Consider the following 18,724-nt stretch of genomic DNA (forward strand, 5'->3'; position numbering starts at 1 on the left):
GCTCACCCCCGCGCCGCCGATGGCGACCTGAGGGCGCGGCCCAGCACATGGGCGAGATACGCCTCGTCCTGGATGGTGGCGTGCAGCCGGTTGTTGGTCATGTGCATATAGGGCGAGAGCAGCCGGACCAGCGCCTCGTGCCGGTCGGTGACGCGCTCGTCGCGCTCGCCGTCCCACGAGCGGAAGGTGAGGTCGCCCCGGTCGGCCAACGCGACGGCGCGGTCCCGCAGGTTGCCGCAGTGCTCCGCCCAGCGGGCCAGGAAGGCGGGCAGCCGCGCCCCGCCGGTCCCGCCGCCCGGCGCGGCCGCGTCGCGGATCAGGGCGTGCCAGCGGGCCAGGTCGCCCGCGACCTCGTCGGCCTTGCGCTCGTACTCGGTCGAGCCGATGAACCCGGTGCCGGGGAACGCCTTGTGCCAGAACGCGTAGTAGCTGTCGAAGTAGTCGGCGAGCGCGTCGTCGTCGGGGACGAACGCGGCGGCCATCACCAGCATCAACTGCGCGCAGGTGCCGAGCAGTACGGTCCGCAGATGGAGGTTCTTGGTGGCCAGCGCGTCGATGACCAGGTCGCTGGAGTGCCGGAAGTGCCACTCGGCCAGCGCGACCCCGGCCGGGCCGCCGTACTTGCCGTACTCGGGCTCGTAACGCGTCCAGTGCCGCGAGTTGTTGGGCATGAGCCGCATGCGGCCTTCGGCGTCCAGGTGGGCGGCGCGCTCGGCCCCGGGGAACTCGATGTCGAACAGCTGGTTGTAGAAGTCGTTGAGGAAGCCCGTGTCCACCTCGTAGAGCGCGGGCCGCGCGGCCAGGAAGGCGTCGATCGCCTCGTCGGCGCGGCGCCGCACCTCGGGCTCGGCCTCGGGCGTGGCCGCCCTGAGCCGCAGCCGCACATGGGGGCCTTCGAGCCAGTAGTTGATGAAGAAGTGGTTCGCCAGCAGGCCGTCGGCGGACAGCCCGGCGATCAGCGGGCGCACGCAGTGCAGCAGCAGCGGGCGGGGGTTGGCGGCGTAGTGGATGTGGACGGCCTGCCACCCGCCCGCGGGCGTCTTTGTCACGGGGTGTCTCCTTCGCCCTGGGGTCTCGCGCTCCGAGGTCTCGCCGGGGTCGCCGTCTCCACGGCCAGCTCGGTCACATGGCCGCCGTCGTCGGCGGCCGTGCCGGGGTCGTTCTCGTCGGGCAGCGCCTCGCGCAGCACCACGCGCGCCCCCGCGTCCTTGAGCAGCCCCTCGAACGCGGCGAGCGACAGCGGGCTGTCGAAGTCCACGGGGTGCGGCTTGGCGCCGGTCGCCCCGCGCTGCCCGCTGTCCGCGACGGTGGCGAACACCCGGTCGGGGACGCCCTGTTCGCGCCGCCAGCGGTGCCAGCCGAGGAACCACTCGGCCTCGCCCGCGCCCCGCTCGCGCAGCGGAAGCGCCCCCGCGGGGGCGCTCCACGAGCGCCGGGCGAGCACGAGCCTGCCATGGGTGACCCGGGGGCGGCGGGTCACGCCGCGGTGCGGCTCGCCCTCGGGCACCCCGCCCCACACGTCGAGCGGCGCCATGGAGGTGGGGGAGAGCAGCAGCAGGGTGCGCGGCACCTCGGGCAGCGCGAGCGGCACCAGATAGCCCAGATAGACGGGGATGACCTCGACGCCGAGCCGGGGGGCGCGCAGCGCGAGCCGGTCGGCGGCCTCGTCGTGCTCGATCACCAGCTCGTCGAGGCGGATCCGCCGCTCGGGGGGAGCGCCGCTGGTCTCGCCGGGGCAGACGATCTCCCAATCGGTCAGCCGCGCGTGCAGGTTGAGGTTGCTGGTCACCGGGCCCCCGGTGACCTCGGCGAACACCGCGCCCTCGGGCCGCAGCCGGGCCGCACGCTCCCGCAACGCGCCCGGCAGGCCGGGGCCGAGGCAGTGGGTGAAGCGGCTGAAGGGGAACGACAGGCCGCCGTAGGAGCGGTTGAGGACGACCAGCGGCCCGCCCCCGCCCCCGCGCGGCTCGGCCAGCTGCACATGGTGGGAGTGCAGCGCGGGTCCCGCGTCGAGACCGGCGAGTTCGGCCGCCGTCTCCCTCAACAGACCGGCGTCCAGCGCGAGTTCGCCCGGGTCCCCGGAGGTGGGGGCGGCGAACGCGGCCCAGCGCGCCCGCATCCCCGCGACGAACGCCGAACGCGCCGCGTCCAGCGCCTTGAGCTGCGGCAGGCCCAGCCAGTTCTCCTCGGGCACATACTCGCCCGCCGCGTCGAACGTCTTCCGGCGCGCGGCGAACGACAGATACTGGTCGAAGAAGTCCTCGTGGAAGTCGTTGATGAGCCGCAGCAGGTCGTCGCAGCGCCCGCCGATGCCGTGCCGGGCCAGGAAGAACCCCTTGAACGTGAGCCGTTGGGGCAGCGTCAGGTCGAACGCCGGGAGGACGGGCTCGATCGCGCGCAGCGGCTCGGCAAGCGCCTCGGCCCAGCGCTCGCGTTCGGCGGTCACCGCGGGCGCGACCACGTCCTCGTAGAGCACGGTGCGCGGCACCCTCGGCTGTTCCTCGCCCAAGTCCCGCTGGATCGCGGCAAGTCGGTCGCGCAGCTCGGCCAGCAGCGCCCGCCGCTCGGCGGGGTCGGCGGCCGGGTAGCGCGCCAGGCACGCCAGCGGCCCGTCCAGCGCGGCGGCCGTGCGGTCCGCCCACTCCCGGCCGAGCTCCCGCAGCGAACGGCGCAGCGCGCGCAGCGGATCGGTGTCGTGGACCCCGACCGTCAGCGTCGGCACCCGCACCATCCCGACGTGCAGCAGCGCCGCGAGATAGTCCTCGACCTCCGCCTCGGGCGCCCGCAGGGACCGGGCCAGCCACGCCGCCAGCTCCCCGTAGCGCGCCTCGGGCCTGGCGTCGAAGAAGTCGAGCATCCGGTCGAGCGCGCCGCTGCGCCGCAGGAAGAACAGCCGGTCCTTGACCGCGTCGAACGTGACGGCCGTGTCGTCGTCACCCGCCGTCACCCACCGCCGCACATAGCGCACCCGGTCCTCGTCGCGGCCCCACCCCGAGGCCGGGGCGACCGGCAGGTCGGCGCGGCGCGCGGGGTCGGCCACGATCGCCTCGGCGATCCGGCCGAGCGCCAGGACGTTGAGCCGGGGATGGCTCACCCAGGGCCCCCAGGAGCACAGCTCGCCCGGCCCCTGGCCCGCGCCCGGCGCGAACGTGCCGGGCGCGACCGACGTGAACGAGCTGAACGGGCTGGTCTTGCACGCCGTCCGGTACACATACGCGAGCAGCGAGCGCTCGATCTTCCTCGCGCGCTTGCCGGGCCTTGCGCTCCCGCCCGGCGGCGCGGCCGCCAGCCAGCCGTCGAGCTGGGCGTCGAGCGCGGGCGAGGCCAGCAGCAGCCCGTCCCGCAGCCGCCGCCCCGCGGCCAGCCTGCGCAGCTCGCCCCTGGCGCGCGCCGACTGCGCGGCCAGCAGCGCCTCGCCCGCCGCCTCGCGTTCGGCCAGCCGCCCGCGCCCTTCGAGCCAGGCGTCGAGCGCCGCGCCCACCGCGGGGTCAAGGCGGTTGACGAGCGCGGAGGCGGCGGCCTGGTCGGCGGGCACGCGGTTGTTGAACGCCTCGCGGCGCAGCCGCAGCAGCGCGCGCCTGGCGCGTTCGTCGTCCAGCCCGCCGACCAGGCCGTGCAGCAGGTCGCCGACCCGCCGACCGGCCGAGGCGAGGCGCTCCCCCTCGTCGAGCACCTCGTCCGCCCAGCGTCGCGCGCCCGGCGCGCGCAACCGGCGCACGGCATCCACCGGAAGCCCGGCGATCCGCGCGACAAAGTGCGGCCCCAGCTCCCAGCCCTCGGCCTCGCCGCCGCCCCCGCTCATCGGGCGATCTCGAAACGGAAGTCGGCGGGCGCGGGGCGTTCATGTCCGATCATCATGATCAGGAGCGGGGCCTCGTCGGTCTCCAGGAGGCCCAGCTCCTCGCGATAGGCGACGTTGTCGAACCCCAGCGCCACCCCGCAGCCGAGGCCGAGCGCGGCCGACGCGGTGTAGGTGGCCTGGGCGACCGCCCCGATCAGCGCGTTGACCAGCCGGTATCCCCGGTCGCCCACCGCGTCGAGCACGGCGTGCGTGCGCACCGTGGGCACCAGGACGGCGCCCGCCTGCTCCAGGTTGTAGTTGGCGAGGAAATAGGTCCTCTGGAGGAACGGGCCAGGCGCCCCCTCGGTGACCCGCCGCAGCGCCCCGCGCTCCGGCACATAGGCGTAGGCGCCGGGGGCCACGCCCTCGACATGGTTGACCAGGGCGTAGAGCTTCACCAGCCCGTCCGCGCCCGCCCGTTCGCCGTCCCCGCCGATCCTGGACCCCGCGGCGGCCGAGGCCAGCGCGGCCGCCAGCTGCCCGCCCGTCACGGGCCGCCCCGCGGCGAACCTGCCGAAGCTGCTGCGCCTGCGCCGCAGCGCGCCCCGCACCCCCGCGTCCAGCGGCGTGGGCGGCGGCAGCGCCACGGTCGCCCCCTCGGGCGGCGGCAGCGCGGCGGCCGGGGCCAGCGCGCCGGGGCCCGGACGGCGCCCCGCGTGCGCCGACGTGGCCTCCTGCATCGCGCGCAACGCCTCGAACGACAGCACGCGCCGGGAGCGTTCGGCATCCCTGCGGCGCACCGCGGCGCGTTGGGGCGCGGGACCCGGCTCGCGCGCCCCCGTCCAGGGCAGCGGCACCACCGCGAACACGCCCTCGTCGGCGCCCTCGACGCCCAGCAGCCGCGCCAGCCGCTCCTCGTCGAACCACAGCGCGGGCTCCACCTCCACGCCCCGGGCGCGCAACCACAGGCGCCATGTGCCCAGGAGCGCCCCCAGGTCCATCGAGACCGCGTGGAAGGAGAAGCTGTTGTACTTGAACGCGTTCTGCCAGTACTTGATCCCCAGCACCAGGTACTGATCGGTCACCGGGCCAGGGGCGTCCTCGCCGAGCGCGGCCCGCACCTCGCCCGTGACATCGCCCGTCAGCAGCCGCCGCATCGCGTGGTGGCGCGGCGAGTAGTGGTGCACCCCGGGCGGCGCGGGATCGCTCGGGCCCGACACCCAGTAGATCGCGACGGGGTAGAGGCCACCGCCCGACGCGGTGCCCCTCGACCAGTTGGCGAGGGGGTAGAACGGCAGCGCGTCCAGGTCCGTGTTGGCCTGCACGCCCAGGCGGCGCCCCGTCAACCCGTAGGAGTCCCGCAGCAGTTCACCCAGCAGCGCCCGGTCGAACGCCACCCGCTCCCCAGGGCCGCCCATCGGCCCGCCCGCGAGACCCCGCGCCACCGAGGCGCCGGGCGGCCAGGGGCCGCCATCGGGCAGCGGCAGCGCGTCCGCGCCCGGGTAGTGCTTGGTCTTGCGCGGCCCGTCGGCCCAGTCGGGCACGAAGTCCACCGGCTCCATCGGCGTCCGGCCGCGGTGCAGGATCGCGGTGGCGTAGTCATGGGCGTACCCCATGGGGACCTCCCTCGGTCGCTCTCGGTCGCTCTCGGTCGGCGGCGGTCATGGGAACGGGTGGGGCGCGGCGTTGAAGTCGCCGGGCGTCAGGTCGCGGGTGGCCAGCCCCGCCTCGCGCAGCGCGGTGCGCAGCCGCGGCATGCCGAGCGCCCGCTGCCGCGCCCAGCCGAAGTCGATCGGCAGCAGCCCCGGCACGATCACGCTCACCGTGCACAGCCCCAACTCCCGCTGCCCCGGCGCCGTCTGGTCCACCACGATCACCTCGAAGCCCGCCGCGGTCACCGCCGCCACGCACGCGGCCACGTCGTCGCGCAGGTCGTCGGAGACCGGGGGCACCGAGCCGTCGCCGAACCGTTCCCGCAGCGCGTGCCGCGGCCGTTCCGGCTCACCCGGCGCGCCCAGCAGGAACGCCGCGTGCTCGCCCATCTCCGGCACGCCATAGACGAGCGGGTGGTCGTGCAGGGCCGTGACCAGGTCGAAGTCGGCCGCCATCGCCCGCAGCCGCGCCTCGTCCGCCGCGGTGCGGCCCGGCAGGTTGACCGCGTCGGTCGCGATCTCGCACAGCGCGGCGGCCAGCGCCGCCTCCGGGTCGAGACTGGCGCCCGCGCCGAAGCACATGCGGCCGAGCCCGCCGTCCTCGCGCACCGCGACCCCGGTGATCACCGGCACCGGAAAGGTGATCCTGGTGTCGAAGAACCGGGCCCGGTACCCGTACATCGCCAGCCGGTCCACCATGTGCCGGGTCGCCGCCCGCTCGCTGCTCGCCGGGTCGAGCTCGGGCAGCGCCGCCCGCCCGTACCAGGCAAGCAGGAACGCGTCGCGCTCGATCACCTCCATCAGCCCGAAGTAGACGGCCTCCTCGAGACAGCCGCCCGAAGCGCAGCCGTTGGAGCTCTCCTGCACGAAGCGGTCGGCGAGCCCGGGCGCGTGGTAGTACGTCAGCACCTCGGGCACCAGCACGGGCCGCCCCGCGCCCAGCGCGTACCCCCACACCCACGGCAGCGTCCGCCCCGGCGTGAACGGCGCGATCCCGGGGTTCGCGCGGTGGAAATCCTCCGCGTACAGGCCGCACTCGCGCGGGTCGAGCGCCGCCAGGCCCCGGGCGCGCAGCCCGTCGAGGCTGTCGCGCACCGCGGAGGCGCGCGCCCTGGGGCGCATGCCCGCGTAGCGTTCGAGCCCTTCGAGGATCCCGACTCTGACGCTGTCGCGGAACGTGTCGGTGTGCCCGCCCCAGAACGTCTCCCGCAGATAGTCGCCCGAGCGCAGCGAGAAGCAGCCGATCGCGGCCGAGGTGGACGTCGATGACACGTCGTGGACCACGGAGGGGCCGAGCGCCCCGCACACGGGGTTGGCGTAGGCGTCGGTCGGCAGGTCGTAGGCGTCCAGGTCCCGCACCCTGAAGGCGCCGGGGCTGTGCTTGGGCGCCGGGCGCAGGGTCGGCGTCGCCGCCTCGGCCGTGTCGGGCTCGGGCCGCCCGCACGCGGGGCACTCGGGGTCGGGGAGCAGCGGATAGCGGCGCACGGCCAGCGACTCCAGGTCCACCAGGCGCACCGATGGCCGCCCCGCGGGCTCGGCGAGCGCGGCCGCGGTCACGGCGGCCAGCGCGTGCGCGGCGAACGGCGTGGCATACGGCGTGCGGCCCACCGCCGCGGTGTCGCCGCCCAGTTCGAGCGCGTCGCGCAGCGCGGGGGAGCGGACCGACTGCCAGCGGCGTTCGAGGCAGCGGGCGCAGGGCGCGCCGCCCGGCGGCCCCGGCACAGGACCCACGACCGCGTGCCGCCCGTGGATCCGCACCGGCACGGCCTCGCCGACGCCGCGCGGGACGTCCGAGGTGTCCGCGAACGCGTCGGCCACGCCCAGCGGTGCGACGGACACCGCGGAGCGCCCACCGGGCGCGGGCGCGAGCGCGGCGAGCGCCGCGGCGATCAGCTCGGCCAGCTCCTGGCAGGCGTCGTCCAGCGGCTCAGTGGTCGCCATCGCCGCCCCGCGTCAGCAGCACCCGCGCGGTGTGCAGCCCACCGGCCCGCAGGTCGGCCGGGGTGTCGGCGACGTGCAGCACGTCGCGCCCCGCCGCGCGCAGCCGTTCGAGCACCGCGCCGAACGCCAGCGGCGCGCCGCACGCCGCCCCCTCGGGCGCCGCGGCCGTGACCGCGATCGCGCCGGGCGCCAAGTCGACCAGCGGCGGGTCGCCGGTGTCGGGATCCTCGCCGGTCGCGGCGGCCAGCTGGACCGCCCCGAGCAGGTCGCGCAGCGCGGCCACCGCGGCGGCCTCCCCGTCGAGGTCGGCCCCGACCGCCCAGCGCCCGGCCGCGGCTCCCTCGGTCCCGCGCGCCATCACGACGTGCGCGCCGCTGCGTTCGGCCTCGCCCAGGTCGAGCAGCTCGACCCCGACGCCCAGCGTCCCGGCCGAGCGGTGCAGAAAGACCCGCTCGGCGGGGACGTGTCCGGCACCGGCGCGCGCCGCCTCAGGGGGCGCGGGCAGCAGCGCCACGCGCCCGGCGCCCCGCACCGCGCGCAGCAGCGCCTCGTGCGCCAGCGCGGACAGCAGCGCGTGCCCCGCCGCCTCGCCAGGCGTCGCCCCCGCCCCGACGCCCGCGGCGCCGCCGAGCACGAGCCGGTCCCTGTTGTGCGGGCCGAACGGGCGCAGCGCCGCCGTGGGCACCGCGACGCGCTCCTTGGTCAGCAGCGACGCGACCGCCGTCCAGGCCGCGATGTCCTCGCCGGTGAACGCGCCACCGCCCGTGGCCAGTTGGCCGGGCGTCACGGTCGGAAGCTCGCCGGGCCCGCCCGGCAGCGTTCCCGCGGGGACCGCGTGCTCGGTCCACACCCCGGCCGCCGCCCGCAGCCCCCGCTGCCTCGCCCCGGCCAGGTGGTGCACGTCGAACGCCGCGATCAGGCGCGGCGCTCCCGCCACGGGAACGGTCTCGAGCCGCGTCACCTTGAGCGGCGTCTGCGGCAGCGCCTCGTCGTCCCAGCGCGTGAACACGCCCGTGTGCGGGCGGACAAGGGCCGCGCCGACCCGGTTGAGGTCGGCCACCAGGTCCTCGGCGTCCCTGGCCGACTCCACCGTCACCGTGCGCGCCACCGAGAGCTCGCCGACCGCCTCGCCGACCGCCCCCGGCGCGCCCGCACACAACCGGCAGCGCGGATGCGGGTGCAGCGGCTCGGCCACCACGTCGAGCGAGTCGAGGTCCTGGATCAGCACCTGCCCCGCGGTCTCGGGCGGCAGCGCCCCGGTCGCGGTGCGGAAGATCTCGAAGCCCAGCAGGTTCCCGACCATCGCCGCCACGGGCCCCGCGAGCGCCCCGCCGGGCGGGCCCGCCGCCGCGCTCGCGCCGCCCGCCACCTCGCTCCACAGCTCGGCCGCCGCCGCGGCGTCCACGTTGCCGCCGAGCCGCAGCAGCGCGCACGACCAGCAGCCGCCGCCCCCCTCGCCCTCGCCCCCCGCGCGCGGGCCCACGACCGCGCGCTCCCCGAACGTCCAGGCCGGGATGAGCAGTTGCCCCGGCGCCCGCCCCGCGGCCAGCAGCCGGTGCGTCCGCGATGCCGCGTCACGGCCCGTCACCACGACCACGTCATGGCCGGGGAACGCCTCACGCCCCGCGGGCAGCCGCGTCAGCTCGACCGGCGCGCCCTCGGCGGCGAGCGCCGCAGCTTCCTCGTCGGCCTCGGGCACGGAAGCCTCGGACGCGACCGCCCCCGCGCCGTTGCGGACCAGGCTCAGCACGCACCAGCGCGCCGTCTCGCCCTCGCCGAGCACCGCGACCCGCGTCGCCCTGAACCGCGCGAACCGCTCGTCCGCGCCGTCCACATAGTGGTCCACATAGGCGATCTGCGCCGCGAACCGCGCGGTCACCGCGTCCGGCAGCGCCGCCCCCGCGCCCGCGGGCTCGCGCACGTCGCGCGCGAAGCCCCGCTCCAGCAGGGAGTCCACGAGCGTGGCCACCATCGCCTTCTGCGCGTCGCCGACCCCGGCGCACAGCTCGTCGAGGCGCGCGCTCCCGTCGAGGCGCGGCACCAGCACGGACGCAAACCGGTACGCGGTCTTCCCGGTGAGGTGGAAACCCCCGTCCGCGTTGTGGAAGAGCACGCCCCCCGGGGTCCGCGTGAACAGCACGTCGCGGCGGATGCGGGGCCTGGTCCCGGCCAGGCGGTCGAACGCGTCGGCCATCCCTGTCACACCTTCTCTCTCGGTCGGACGTTCTCTGCCGCTCCGACGTTCTCTGCCGCTCTGACGTTGTCTCCCGCTCCGACACGGCCCCGATCGGCGTGCGCGGCATACAGCCGCAACAGCGCGTGGACGCGATAGGGCCCCGGTGGCCCGTCCTCCAACAACCCCGCGTCGGCGAGCCGTTCGAGCACGGCCGCGGCCTCGGTGCCCGGATCGGCGAATCCGGGCAGCCCCGCGCAGTCGGCGGCGCGGAACACCGGCGACGGCAGCCGCGCGGCCGTGAGGAACGCCTCGGCCAGCCCGGGGCCGAGCCGGTCGACGGCCGCGGAGAGCACCCGGCCGACCGACATGGCAGGGTCGTCGGTCAGCGCCAGCTGGGCCAGCGGGTCGTCGGCGAGCCAGCGCGCCCCGTCGGCCAGCGGCAGCCCGGGCCGCGTCATCAGGCGCGCCGCGGCGATCAGCAGCGCCAGCGGATGGTGCCCGCACCGTTCGGCCAGCTCCCGCGCGGCCACCGGCTCCCCGGCCACCCGGTCGCCGCCGAGCACCGCCACGAGCAGCGCGTGCGACTCGTCGGCCGCGAACGTCTCCAGGCGGTGCACCCGACCGCCGTGCGTCGCGATCAGCCCGGCCAGCTTTCTGCGGCTGGTGATCAGCACCGCGCACCCGGCCGCCGCGGCCAGCGCGGGCCGCGCCTGCTCCGCGTCCGCCACGTCGTCGAGCAGCAGCAGCGCCCGCCCCGCGCCGGGCGCGGGCAGCCCGGCGGTCACCTCGGCGGTCACCTCGGCCGCCGGACGTGGCGCGCCCGCCGCGTCGGTCATCCGCACCAGCAGCCGCCCTCCGGGGAAGCGGTCCCGCACCAGGTGCGCCACATGCTGCACGAGGGCGGTCTTCCCGATCCCCGGCGCCCCGCAGACCAGTTCGAGCACGGGCGCGTCGGCGGGCGCGCCGAGCCGGTCCACGAGCGCCGCGACCTCCCGCGCCCGCCCGGTGAACCACGGAACGGGCGGCAGCGCGGGCGGCGCCGACGCCGCCACCGCGTCGGCCACCGGGTCGAGCGCGTCGCCGCGCAGGATCGCCAGCTCGAGATCCTGCAACGCGGCCGAAGGCCCGATGCCCAGCTCACGCGCCAGGTGCTCCTTGAACCTCCGGCACTCCGCCAGCGCCTCCGTCTGCCGCCCCGACCGGTACAGCGCCTCGATCAGCTGCTCCCTGAAGCGGCCGTGGTCCGGGTGCGCCCTGGTGTGGCCCCACAGCTCGACCAGCGCGGCGCCGTGGCGGCCGAGCGCGAGCAGCAGGTCGCACACCCGCGTCTGCGCCGTCAGCCGCTCCTCCACCAGGCGCGGCACCTCGTCCCTGTGCAGCGCCCCCGAGCGCACATTGGGCAGGGGAGCGCCCTGCCACAGGGACAACGCGGCCCGCAGCAGGGCGAGTTCGGTCTCGGGGTCATCGGCGGAGCGGGCCCTCACGACGGTCTCGCGGAAGTCCACCAGGTCCAACGAGCCTGCGTCCGCGGTGATCCGGTAGCCGCCGGGGACCGCCTCGATCGGGGTGTCGAGCACGCCGTGCTTGGTGAACAGGCGGCGCAGCCGCAGCACACACGTCTGCAACGCCGCCCGCGCGGTGGCGGGTTGGGTGTCGCCCCAGACCATCCGCTGGAGATAGTCGGAGGAGACCACGGTGTTGGAGTGCAGCAGCAGGGCGGCGAGGAGGTTGGCGGGCTTGGACGGCTGGAGGACGACCGTTTCGGGCCCCTCGCTCAGCTCGAGCGGTCCGAGCACGTGGAACCGCATCGTGGGATGCCCCCTGTGATGTTCCGGTCTGCTGCGGCCCAGACGCTACTCGCGTAGCGGTCACCTCCGGGAGGGCCCTGGGCGTCAGCTTGCTGCACCCTCGCGCGTCAGCTTGCTGCCGAATCGGACGCGCGGGGCCCCGGGCGGGGGGCCGCGTCGACGACCGGGCCGACGCGGGCGGCCTCGCCAGGTCGTTCGACTACGCGCTCGACGACGCCCGCTCCCCGGCCGTCGTCATCCTCGACATCAGGATGCCGGGAGGCGGCGGAACGCGGGCGGCCCGCGAGACCCTGGAGCGTTCCCCCGCCACCCGCGTCGTGTCGTTCTCCGCACTACCGCGAGGAGAGCGTGCTGGCCGAGATGCGCCGCGCGGGCGTCGCCGCGCACCTGGAGAAGGGCGTCCCCAACAGCGCGTTGGTCGCCACCGTGCGCCGCGTCGCCACCGGTGGCTGACCCCGCGGACCCCGGCCGCGCGGCGCGAGTACGCTGCCGGGGTGGGGGGTCACGGGAGAGGCCCGCGCCCCGTCCACCATCGGGAGGCACCCCGCGATGTCGTCGTCCCAGCACTCCGTCACGCCCGAGGCCGAGCGGCGCGGCGAGGAGATCCTTGCCGTCCTCGACAGCGCCTTCGGCCAGCTGCTCGCCGCCGATCCGGCGGCCTTCCGCGTCAAGTTCCGCAAGATGGCCGCCTCCGCCTTCGCCTTCTACCGCGGCTCGGCCTGCCTCTTCTACCAGGACCTGGGGGCGGGGTTCGCCGAGCGCTCCTTCCTCGACGAGCGCACGTCGCGCGTGTGGATCCACGGCGACCTGCACGCCGAGAACTTCGGCACCTACCTGGCCGCCAACGGCCGACTGGTGTTCAACGTCAACGACTTCGACGAGGCGTATGTCGGCCCGTTCACGTGGGACCTCAAGCGGTTCGCCGCCTCCATGGCGCTCATCGGCTACACCAAGGCGCTCAGCGACGGGATGATCAGCGACCTGGTCACCGCCTACGCCACCGCCTACCGGGAGCGGATCAGGCTGCTGGCCGCGGGGGCCAAGGACGACGAGGTGCCGCCGTTCACGCTCGACACCGCGGCGGGGCCGCTGCTCGGGGCGCTGCACCAGGCGCGTTCACGCACCCGCTTCGGGCTGCTCGACTCGATGACCGAGGTCCGCGACTTCGAGCGCCGCTTCGCCCCGGGCGGCGGCGCGATCGCGCTCGACGACGACGTGCGCGAGGCGGTGCTCGACGCCTTCCGCTCCTATCTGGCGACCCTGCCCGAGTCCAGCCTGACCCGCCCCGACGCGCACCGCGTCAAGGACGTCGTCGGCCGCAGGGGCATCGGCATCGGCAGCGCGGGCCTGCCGTCGTTCAACCTGCTCCTCGAGGGCAACAGCGACGCGCTGGAGAACGATGTTGTCCTCTATATGAAGCAGGCGCAGGTCCCCGCCGTCTCCCGGCACATCACCGACGAGGCCGTGCGCGGGTACTTCGCGCACGAGGGCCACCGCACGGTGATCTCGCAGCGCGCGCTCCAGGCGCACGCCGACCAGTGGCTCGGCTGGACCGAGCTGGGCGGCGCGGGCCAGCTGGTCGCCGAAGTCTCCCCCTACGCCGTGGACTTCGACTGGTCCGACATCGACGACCCGGCCCAGATCGCCGACGTGGCCGCCGACCTGGGCCGGGCCACCGCGACCATGCACGCGGCGGCGGACGACGAGAGCGGCCACTCGCTCGTGCCGTTCTCCACGGAGCAGGCCATCGACGCGGCGATTGGCGACGAGGGCGACGCGTTCGCCGAGCTGCTGGTGGACTTCGCGCACGCCTATGGCGCGCGGGCCAGGGCCGACCACCAGATCTTTGTCGACCTCTTCCGCAACGGGCAGATCAGCGGCCTGTGAGGGGGCAGAGGGGCAGGAGCAGTCCGAGGGTCCGAGGGTCCGAGGAATCAGAGGGGAAGGTCGTCGGGCAGGAGGCGGAACGCCTTGTGGCGGCCCAGGGGGCGTACCGCGCGGAAGCCGCGGCGGTCCAGGGTGAGGATCGCGTCGGTGTCATAGTCCGCGGCCAGGGCGACGTTGACGGCGTCGGCCAGGTCGAGGTCGAGAGCCGCGTAGCGGCCCCGGAGTGCCTGCGCGGCGGCCAGGTGCCGCTCGGACACCTCGGGCAGGGCGACGCGGCCCCTGGCCATCCAGCGCCTGAGGTCGTCCACAGCGCTCACCGCCGCGGCCCGGCCCAGCTCACGGGTGGCGGCATGGTCCAATTCGGCGAGGAGCAGAGGCGACATCACGAGCAGTCCGGCGGCCATGATCGCCTCGTTGGCCGCCTGGTGCTCCGGGTGCCTGGAGTCGAGCGCCGCGAGCGGGCCCGATGTGTCGGCGATCACGGTGATCATGTGTCGGTCCCGGGCTTCGTCTCCCGGTGGACGGCATCGGCGACGGCCTCTCGCACATCACCCCGGTCCAGGGTCCGACCGGGCCCCTCGAAGGTCCGGGAGAAGAGGGGCTCGTCCCAGACGCGATGCGCCATGGCGGCCAGATGAATGCCCTGGCGGATGATCTCGGCCTCGCTCACGCCCCGGCGCCGGGCCGCCTCCTTGATGATCGCCAGGTCTTCGGGATCGGCGTAGACGTTGGTACGCTTCAGAGACATGTACCTACCGTAGTACACATCCGCCGAGGGTGCCGGACGTGGTGGTGGCGCGAGGTGGTGACACGAGGTGACACGACGAGGGCCCGCCGCTGGCGGCGGCGGGCCCTCGTGCGTGGGGGGTGCGTGGGTGCGCGGGATGCGTCGTCCCCCCGGTCGGCGAGCCTTACAGCTCCTTGATCCTGATGTCGCGGAATGTGATCACATCGGATGTCCCATGGGTCTGGAGCCCGATGTAGCCCGTCTCGTTCTGCCGCCCGTCGGTGCCGGGGTCGTCGGCGCGCGGCGGCGAGAACAGCTGCCCCGGCGTGTTGTCGAACTCGTTGATGAGCAGCCCGTTACGGGTGATGGTGTAGTGGCCGTCGACCACGCGGATCTCGTAGTCGTTCCACACGCCCTTGGGGGTCGGCATGGACTCGCCGCGGTTGACCAGGTCGAATCCGTAGATGGAGCCGGTCTTGTACTGGTCCCCGCCGCGGTTGTCGGAGATCTGCACCTCATGGCCGTACTTGATGGCCACCCACTCGGGCCGTGACTCCTCCGGGTGGTTGTGCACGCGGGGGAAGCCCACGAAGACGCCGCTGTTGGCGGTGCCGCCCGAGGTGTCGTCGCGCCACTTCAGCCGGAGCACGAAGTCGCCGTACTGGGCCTCGGGGAACCACAGCATCCCCATGCCATCGACCTCGGTGCTGCTGGTGATCGAGCCGTCGTCGTTGAGGGTGAACGCCCCGCCTCCGACATGACCCCAGCGGTCGAGGGACTGCGCGGTCCCGTCGAAGATCCGCTCGTAGCCCTCGCGGTTGCCAGGGGCGCCCACGCCCGAGACCTCGGCGGCCTGAAGGATCTCGGCTTTGTTCCCGCGGTCGATGACGCCCTGGAACACCAGGACATCGGTCACCTCGTCTACATGGGACAGGAAGGAGCCGTTGGACGACCAGGCGCGTTCGTCCTCGATCACCTCGTTGACCGTGCAGCCGTCGGGGTTGGCGCGGTTGGGCACCTGGGTGACCGTGTCGCCCAGGACCACCAGCGGGCGGTCGTCGGACTCGGGGCACTCGGCGGGCGGCGGGGTGCCCGGGTCGTCCTCGACGACGGTGAAGCTGGTGCTGCCCGCCTCCGATGAGTTTCCCGCGTTGTCCGTGGCCCGGTAGCTCACCGTGTGGTCACCGACGCTGTGCACCATGACGGGCTCGGTATACGGCGTGAACTCCCCGCCGTTGACCGCGTACGCGATGCCCGCCACGCCCGACTCGGCGTCGGTGGCCTCCAGGGTGACGGTCGCCATGGTGACATAGTCGCCATCGGCGTTCTGCTCGCCCTCCACGGTGGCCGTCACCTCGGGTGGCGTGGTGTCATCGCCCGAGGGCTCGACGACGTTGACCGTGGTCGACTGGTCGTCGGAGACATTGCCCGCCACATCGGTGGCCCGGTAGGAAAGGGTGTGCTCGCCCACGGTGTTGAGGACCACGGGGGCCTCGTAAGCGGCGAACTCCCCGCCGTCCAGGGCGTATTCGATGCTCTCGACGCCCGAGCCCTCGTCGGTCGCCGTCAACGAGACGGTCGCGCTGCCCACATAGTCGCCATCGGCGTTCTGCTGGCCCTCGACCGTGGCGGTCACCTCGGGCGGCGTGGTGTCCTCGCCACCGCCGCCGTCCTCGGTGACCACGAGCTCGCCCTGCATCTGGCCATGCCCAGGGATGGCGCAGAAGTAGCGGTAGGTGCCGGGCGTCAGGTCGACCGTGACCTCCCAGCGGCCACCGTTGGCGTCGTTGGGGGTAGCCATGAGGTTGACATTGACGTCGTTGTTGTAGTCGGGGTTCGAGGTGTCGAACGTCAGCGTGTGCGGCATCGACGTGGTGTTGCCGGTGGCCGCGCTGTTCTCGAACACGATCGTGGTCTCGCCCGCGACCGCCGTGGTGGGGGCGGTCTTGTAGCGGGTGATGTCGTTGTCCGCCGTCCAGGTCAACGTCTGGGCCTGGGCGACCTCCGCGTCGCCGCCGCCCTGGGGCTGCTTGGCCTGCGCGGCCGGGACCGCCGACAGGGTGAGTGCCGCGAGGCACAGGGTCATCAGCAGGATCAGCAGCCGACGGGGGCCGCCCACGAGGGCGCCGCCGTGTCTCTTCGCCGATTTCACGCTCTCTTCGACCTTTCTGCGTTACGCGCTGTTACCGCCGTGCCAGATCCGCGGGTGCCGGGGTGGCGGGGCCGCCCTGGTAGGTGACCCGCCACAGGGCGGACTCGGAGTCGGCGTTGAAGAAGCCACGGCCGTAGTCCAGGACATACAGGGAGCCGTCGGGCGCGAACTTCCAGTCCATCAGGTTGCGGATGCCGCCCTCACCGGCCGGGATGATCTCGTCCAGGCTCTCCGCGTGGACCGGGAGGCCGCCGTTGCCCGCGTTGCCCGGGTCCATCACCACGGCGTGCCGCGGCTGGTCGGCGTCGTAGAAGTCGCCGACGAGCCACTTGCCGTCCCAGTACTCGGGCCACGCCGCGTCGCTCGCGGTGCCCTCGTCGTAACGGTAGAGCGGGCCGCTCATCGTGGCCTGGCCGCCGCCGGTGAGCCAGGGCAGCAGGAGCTCCTGGTCGTCCAGCTCATAGCTGGGGACGCCCTCGGCGTCCCTCGGGTAGTCGGGGCCGCCGCCCTGCGGGGAGTACCAGATGTTGTTCCCGGTGACGGGAGGCAGCTCGACGAGGCCGTCGTTGTGGGGGGACTCGTTGCGCGGCGCGTCGCAGTCGTACCAGTCGAGCGGCTGCGTCGGGTCGGGCAGGTTGCGGTCGCGGTACGGCTGGCGGTTGCCCATGCAGTAGGGCCAACCCCGGTTCCCCGCCTCGGTGATGACGGCGAACGTGTCGTACTTCGCGGGGCCCCATGTGCTGCTCGGCTCGCCCGCGTCGGGCCCGACCCAGCCCGCGTACAGCCAGTCCGTCTCCGGATCGACCGCGATGCGCGCGGGGTTGCGCACGCCCATCACATAGATCTCGGGGCGGGTCTTGCCGCCGCCCTCCTCATCGCCGGTGAACAGGTTGCCCTCGGGGACGGTGTAGGTCCCGTCGTCCTCGGGGTGGATCCTCAGGATCTTGCCGTTGAGGTTGTTGGTGTTGCCCGCGGTGCGGCGGGCGTCGGCGAACGAGACGCCCTGGTGGTTGGGCTCGGGGTTGTTGCCCGAGTAACCGTCGCTGAACTGCGAGGAGTTGGTGTCACCCGTGGCGATATACAGGTTGCCTTCGGAGTCGAAGTCCATCCCGCCGCCCGCGTGGCAGCAGCTGTGGATCTGGACGGGCCACGCCAGCAGCACCACCTCGGATGCCAGGTCGAGCCGGCGGGAATCGGGGTCGAACGTGAAGCGGGACACCCGGCGTTCGGCCATGTGCGCCTCGCGGTCGATCTCCGAGTGCGGGGTCCAGTGCAGATAGATCCAGTTGTTGTCCTCGAAGTCCGGGTCGAGGACGATGCCGACCAGGCCCTCCTCGATCTTCACCAGCTCGCCGCCGCCGCCCTTGTTCCCGAAGACCTCGAGGGACGCGGCGAGGGTGACCTCGTCGGTGGCCGGGTCGTAGACGTGCACCGTGCCGGGGCCGAGGCCGATGTCCGGGGCGTTCCAGTCGGTGACGACGGGCGCGTTGCTCCACTGCCCGCCGCGGCCGATGTAGAACACCCGGCCGTCGTCGGCGATGTCGAGCCCGTGCGGCTCGCCGATCTGGTCAAGCGCCTCGGGCTGGTTGGGCGCGGTCAGCCGCTCGGCGGCGTAGTTGGCCGTGATGGTCGCCTGGCAGTCGGCGCGAGCCAGGCGACCGGTCCACAGCAGCGCGCCGCGGAGGTGCTTGCGGAAGTTGGCCTCGCCGAAGCTGGCCTCGGTGCCTCCCATGCCGGTGTAGAACGACCGGCCTCCGTCGTAGTCCCGGCACCAGGAGATCGGGTGGTCCCAGCCCTCGGCGCCCTCGCCGGGCTCATAGGTGCGCTCCCGCACCCTGGCCACGGTGTGGACCTCGCCCGTGGGGTTGCTCTCCCAGTCGAACCACACGTCGTTGCGGGCCCATTCGAGCGGCAGGCCCCGGGTGGCGGGGTTGACCCGGTCGCCGACCTCGACGACGGCCCGCTGCGGCTCCGCGGGGCTGCCCGCCTCGGGGCGCGAGCCGATCAGCCCGGTGAACCACTCCGACTCCGGCTGGGCGCGGGCCGCGTCGTGCACGCCGACGAAGCCGCCCCCCGAGCGCACATAGTTCTGGAGCGCCGACTCCTGGGCCGCGTCGAGCACGGCCCCTTCGGCTGACAGGAAGACAACGGCGTTGAACGAGGTCAGTTCGACGGGGGTGAAGACCGAAGGGTCGTCGGTCGACTCGACGGCGAAGCGCTCGGCCGCGGGTCCTTCCGCGCCAAGGGCCTCGATGGCCTCGACGCCCGCCCGCGTCCGGTCCTCCGGCGCGTCGGCGGCGTGGAAGACGAGAACGCGCGCGTCCTGCGCGCCGGGCAGCCGGCTGGCCTGCTCGGCGGCGGCCCGGTCGTTCTCCGCGGCGGCCGGGGCGGTGCCCAGCAAGGTGATCAACATGGTCACAGCAAGCGCCCATACCTGTGGCTTGCGGCCCATAGCTCGCGCGCCCCTCTCAGGTGACAGCAGCAACGCCCTAGGAAGCTAGACGCCTTTTGCTGAGTCGCCAATGGCTATAACCGGAAACGGGGAAACTTTGTCCTGAGGGTGGGCAAACTGTTGTCGTGGTCATACCATGAGGCGCCGT

11 protein-coding genes are annotated in these 18,724 nt (G+C 74.2%); 1 reads left to right on the forward strand and 10 read right to left on the reverse strand.

What is annotated here, in order from left to right; translation table 11 throughout:
• Positions 1–2 precede the first annotated feature (2 nt).
• Genes DEH69_RS18685 through DEH69_RS18705 form a run of 6 tightly spaced genes read right to left on the reverse strand, consistent with a single transcriptional unit; the run spans position 3 to position 11,358 of the window.
• Positions 3–1,049, reverse strand: coding sequence for a lantibiotic dehydratase C-terminal domain-containing protein (locus DEH69_RS18685; RefSeq protein WP_113688127.1), 1,047 nt, complete (start codon positions 1,047–1,049; stop codon positions 3–5).
• On the reverse strand, positions 1,046–3,802 hold the full coding sequence (locus tag DEH69_RS18690; RefSeq protein WP_113688128.1) for a lantibiotic dehydratase: 2,757 nt from the start codon (positions 3,800–3,802) through the stop codon (positions 1,046–1,048). The genes DEH69_RS18685 and DEH69_RS18690 overlap by 4 nt, the downstream gene beginning before the upstream one ends.
• A complete protein-coding gene (locus tag DEH69_RS18695) occupies positions 3,799–5,397 on the reverse strand; it encodes a nitroreductase family protein (protein WP_113688129.1) in 1,599 nt (532 codons plus the stop codon). Before DEH69_RS18695 ends, DEH69_RS18690 begins: the two co-directional genes overlap by 4 nt.
• 45 nt (positions 5,398–5,442) lie before the next feature.
• Complete coding sequence (locus DEH69_RS18700; protein ID WP_113688130.1) at positions 5,443–7,374, reverse strand: TOMM precursor leader peptide-binding protein; 1,932 nt, start codon at positions 7,372–7,374, stop codon at positions 5,443–5,445.
• Complete coding sequence (locus DEH69_RS31610; RefSeq protein ID WP_181727490.1) at positions 7,361–9,568, reverse strand: TOMM precursor leader peptide-binding protein; 2,208 nt, start codon at positions 9,566–9,568, stop codon at positions 7,361–7,363. The genes DEH69_RS18700 and DEH69_RS31610 overlap by 14 nt, the downstream gene beginning before the upstream one ends.
• A gap of 5 nt (positions 9,569–9,573) precedes the next feature.
• Positions 9,574–11,358 carry a BTAD domain-containing putative transcriptional regulator gene (locus DEH69_RS18705; RefSeq protein WP_181727491.1) on the reverse strand — a complete coding sequence of 595 codons (1,785 nt, stop codon included), beginning with the start codon at positions 11,356–11,358 and terminating at the stop codon, positions 9,574–9,576.
• 549 nt (positions 11,359–11,907) lie between these two features.
• Between DEH69_RS18705 and DEH69_RS18710 the strand changes: the two genes are divergently transcribed.
• Positions 11,908–13,245 (forward strand): DUF2252 domain-containing protein, encoded by a 1,338-nt coding sequence (locus DEH69_RS18710; RefSeq protein WP_113688131.1) that lies wholly within the window; start codon positions 11,908–11,910, stop codon positions 13,243–13,245.
• A gap of 47 nt (positions 13,246–13,292) precedes the next feature.
• Here DEH69_RS18710 and DEH69_RS18715 read toward each other — a convergent pair whose 3' ends face one another.
• From DEH69_RS18715 to DEH69_RS18730, 4 genes are all read right to left on the reverse strand, one after another.
• On the reverse strand, positions 13,293–13,736 hold the full coding sequence (locus DEH69_RS18715) for a PIN domain-containing protein (RefSeq protein ID WP_113688132.1): 444 nt from the start codon (positions 13,734–13,736) through the stop codon (positions 13,293–13,295).
• Entirely contained in the window at positions 13,733–13,993 is a 261-nt protein-coding gene (locus tag DEH69_RS18720) for a CopG family transcriptional regulator (protein WP_113688157.1), read from the reverse strand. The genes DEH69_RS18715 and DEH69_RS18720 overlap by 4 nt, the downstream gene beginning before the upstream one ends.
• Positions 13,994–14,156: 163 nt before the next feature.
• Positions 14,157–16,058 (reverse strand): family 16 glycoside hydrolase, encoded by a 1,902-nt coding sequence (locus DEH69_RS18725; RefSeq protein ID WP_113688158.1) that lies wholly within the window; start codon positions 16,056–16,058, stop codon positions 14,157–14,159.
• Positions 16,059–16,155: 97 nt separating this feature from the next.
• Entirely contained in the window at positions 16,156–18,537 is a 2,382-nt protein-coding gene (locus DEH69_RS18730) for a ThuA domain-containing protein (protein WP_113688159.1), read from the reverse strand.
• Between the last annotated feature and the right edge of the window lie 187 nt (positions 18,538–18,724).

The organism is Streptomyces sp. PT12 (assembly GCF_003311645.1).
GTDB lineage: Bacteria > Actinomycetota > Actinomycetes > Streptomycetales > Streptomycetaceae > Streptomyces.

What these genes read in the sequence shown, in the direction of transcription:
- DEH69_RS18690 (WP_113688128.1), bottom strand. Translation starts at nt 3,802, where the DNA reads ATGAGCGGGGGCGGCGGCGAGGCCGAGGGCTGGGAGCTGGGGCCGCAC.
- DEH69_RS18695 (WP_113688129.1), bottom strand. Translation starts at nt 5,397, where the DNA reads ATGGGGTACGCCCATGACTACGCCACCGCGATCCTGCACCGCGGCCGG.
- DEH69_RS18700 (WP_113688130.1), bottom strand. Translation starts at nt 7,374, where the DNA reads ATGGCGACCACTGAGCCGCTGGACGACGCCTGCCAGGAGCTGGCCGAG.
- DEH69_RS31610 (WP_181727490.1), bottom strand. Translation starts at nt 9,568, where the DNA reads ATGGCCGACGCGTTCGACCGCCTGGCCGGGACCAGGCCCCGCATCCGC.
- DEH69_RS18705 (WP_181727491.1), bottom strand. Translation starts at nt 11,358, where the DNA reads ATGCGGTTCCACGTGCTCGGACCGCTCGAGCTGAGCGAGGGGCCCGAA.
- DEH69_RS18710 (WP_113688131.1), top strand. Translation starts at nt 11,908, where the DNA reads ATGTCGTCGTCCCAGCACTCCGTCACGCCCGAGGCCGAGCGGCGCGGC.
- DEH69_RS18715 (WP_113688132.1), bottom strand. Translation starts at nt 13,736, where the DNA reads ATGATCACCGTGATCGCCGACACATCGGGCCCGCTCGCGGCGCTCGAC.
- DEH69_RS18720 (WP_113688157.1), bottom strand. Translation starts at nt 13,993, where the DNA reads ATGTCTCTGAAGCGTACCAACGTCTACGCCGATCCCGAAGACCTGGCG.
- DEH69_RS18725 (WP_113688158.1), bottom strand. Translation starts at nt 16,058, where the DNA reads ATGACCCTGTGCCTCGCGGCACTCACCCTGTCGGCGGTCCCGGCCGCG.
- DEH69_RS18730 (WP_113688159.1), bottom strand. Translation starts at nt 18,537, where the DNA reads ATGTTGATCACCTTGCTGGGCACCGCCCCGGCCGCCGCGGAGAACGAC.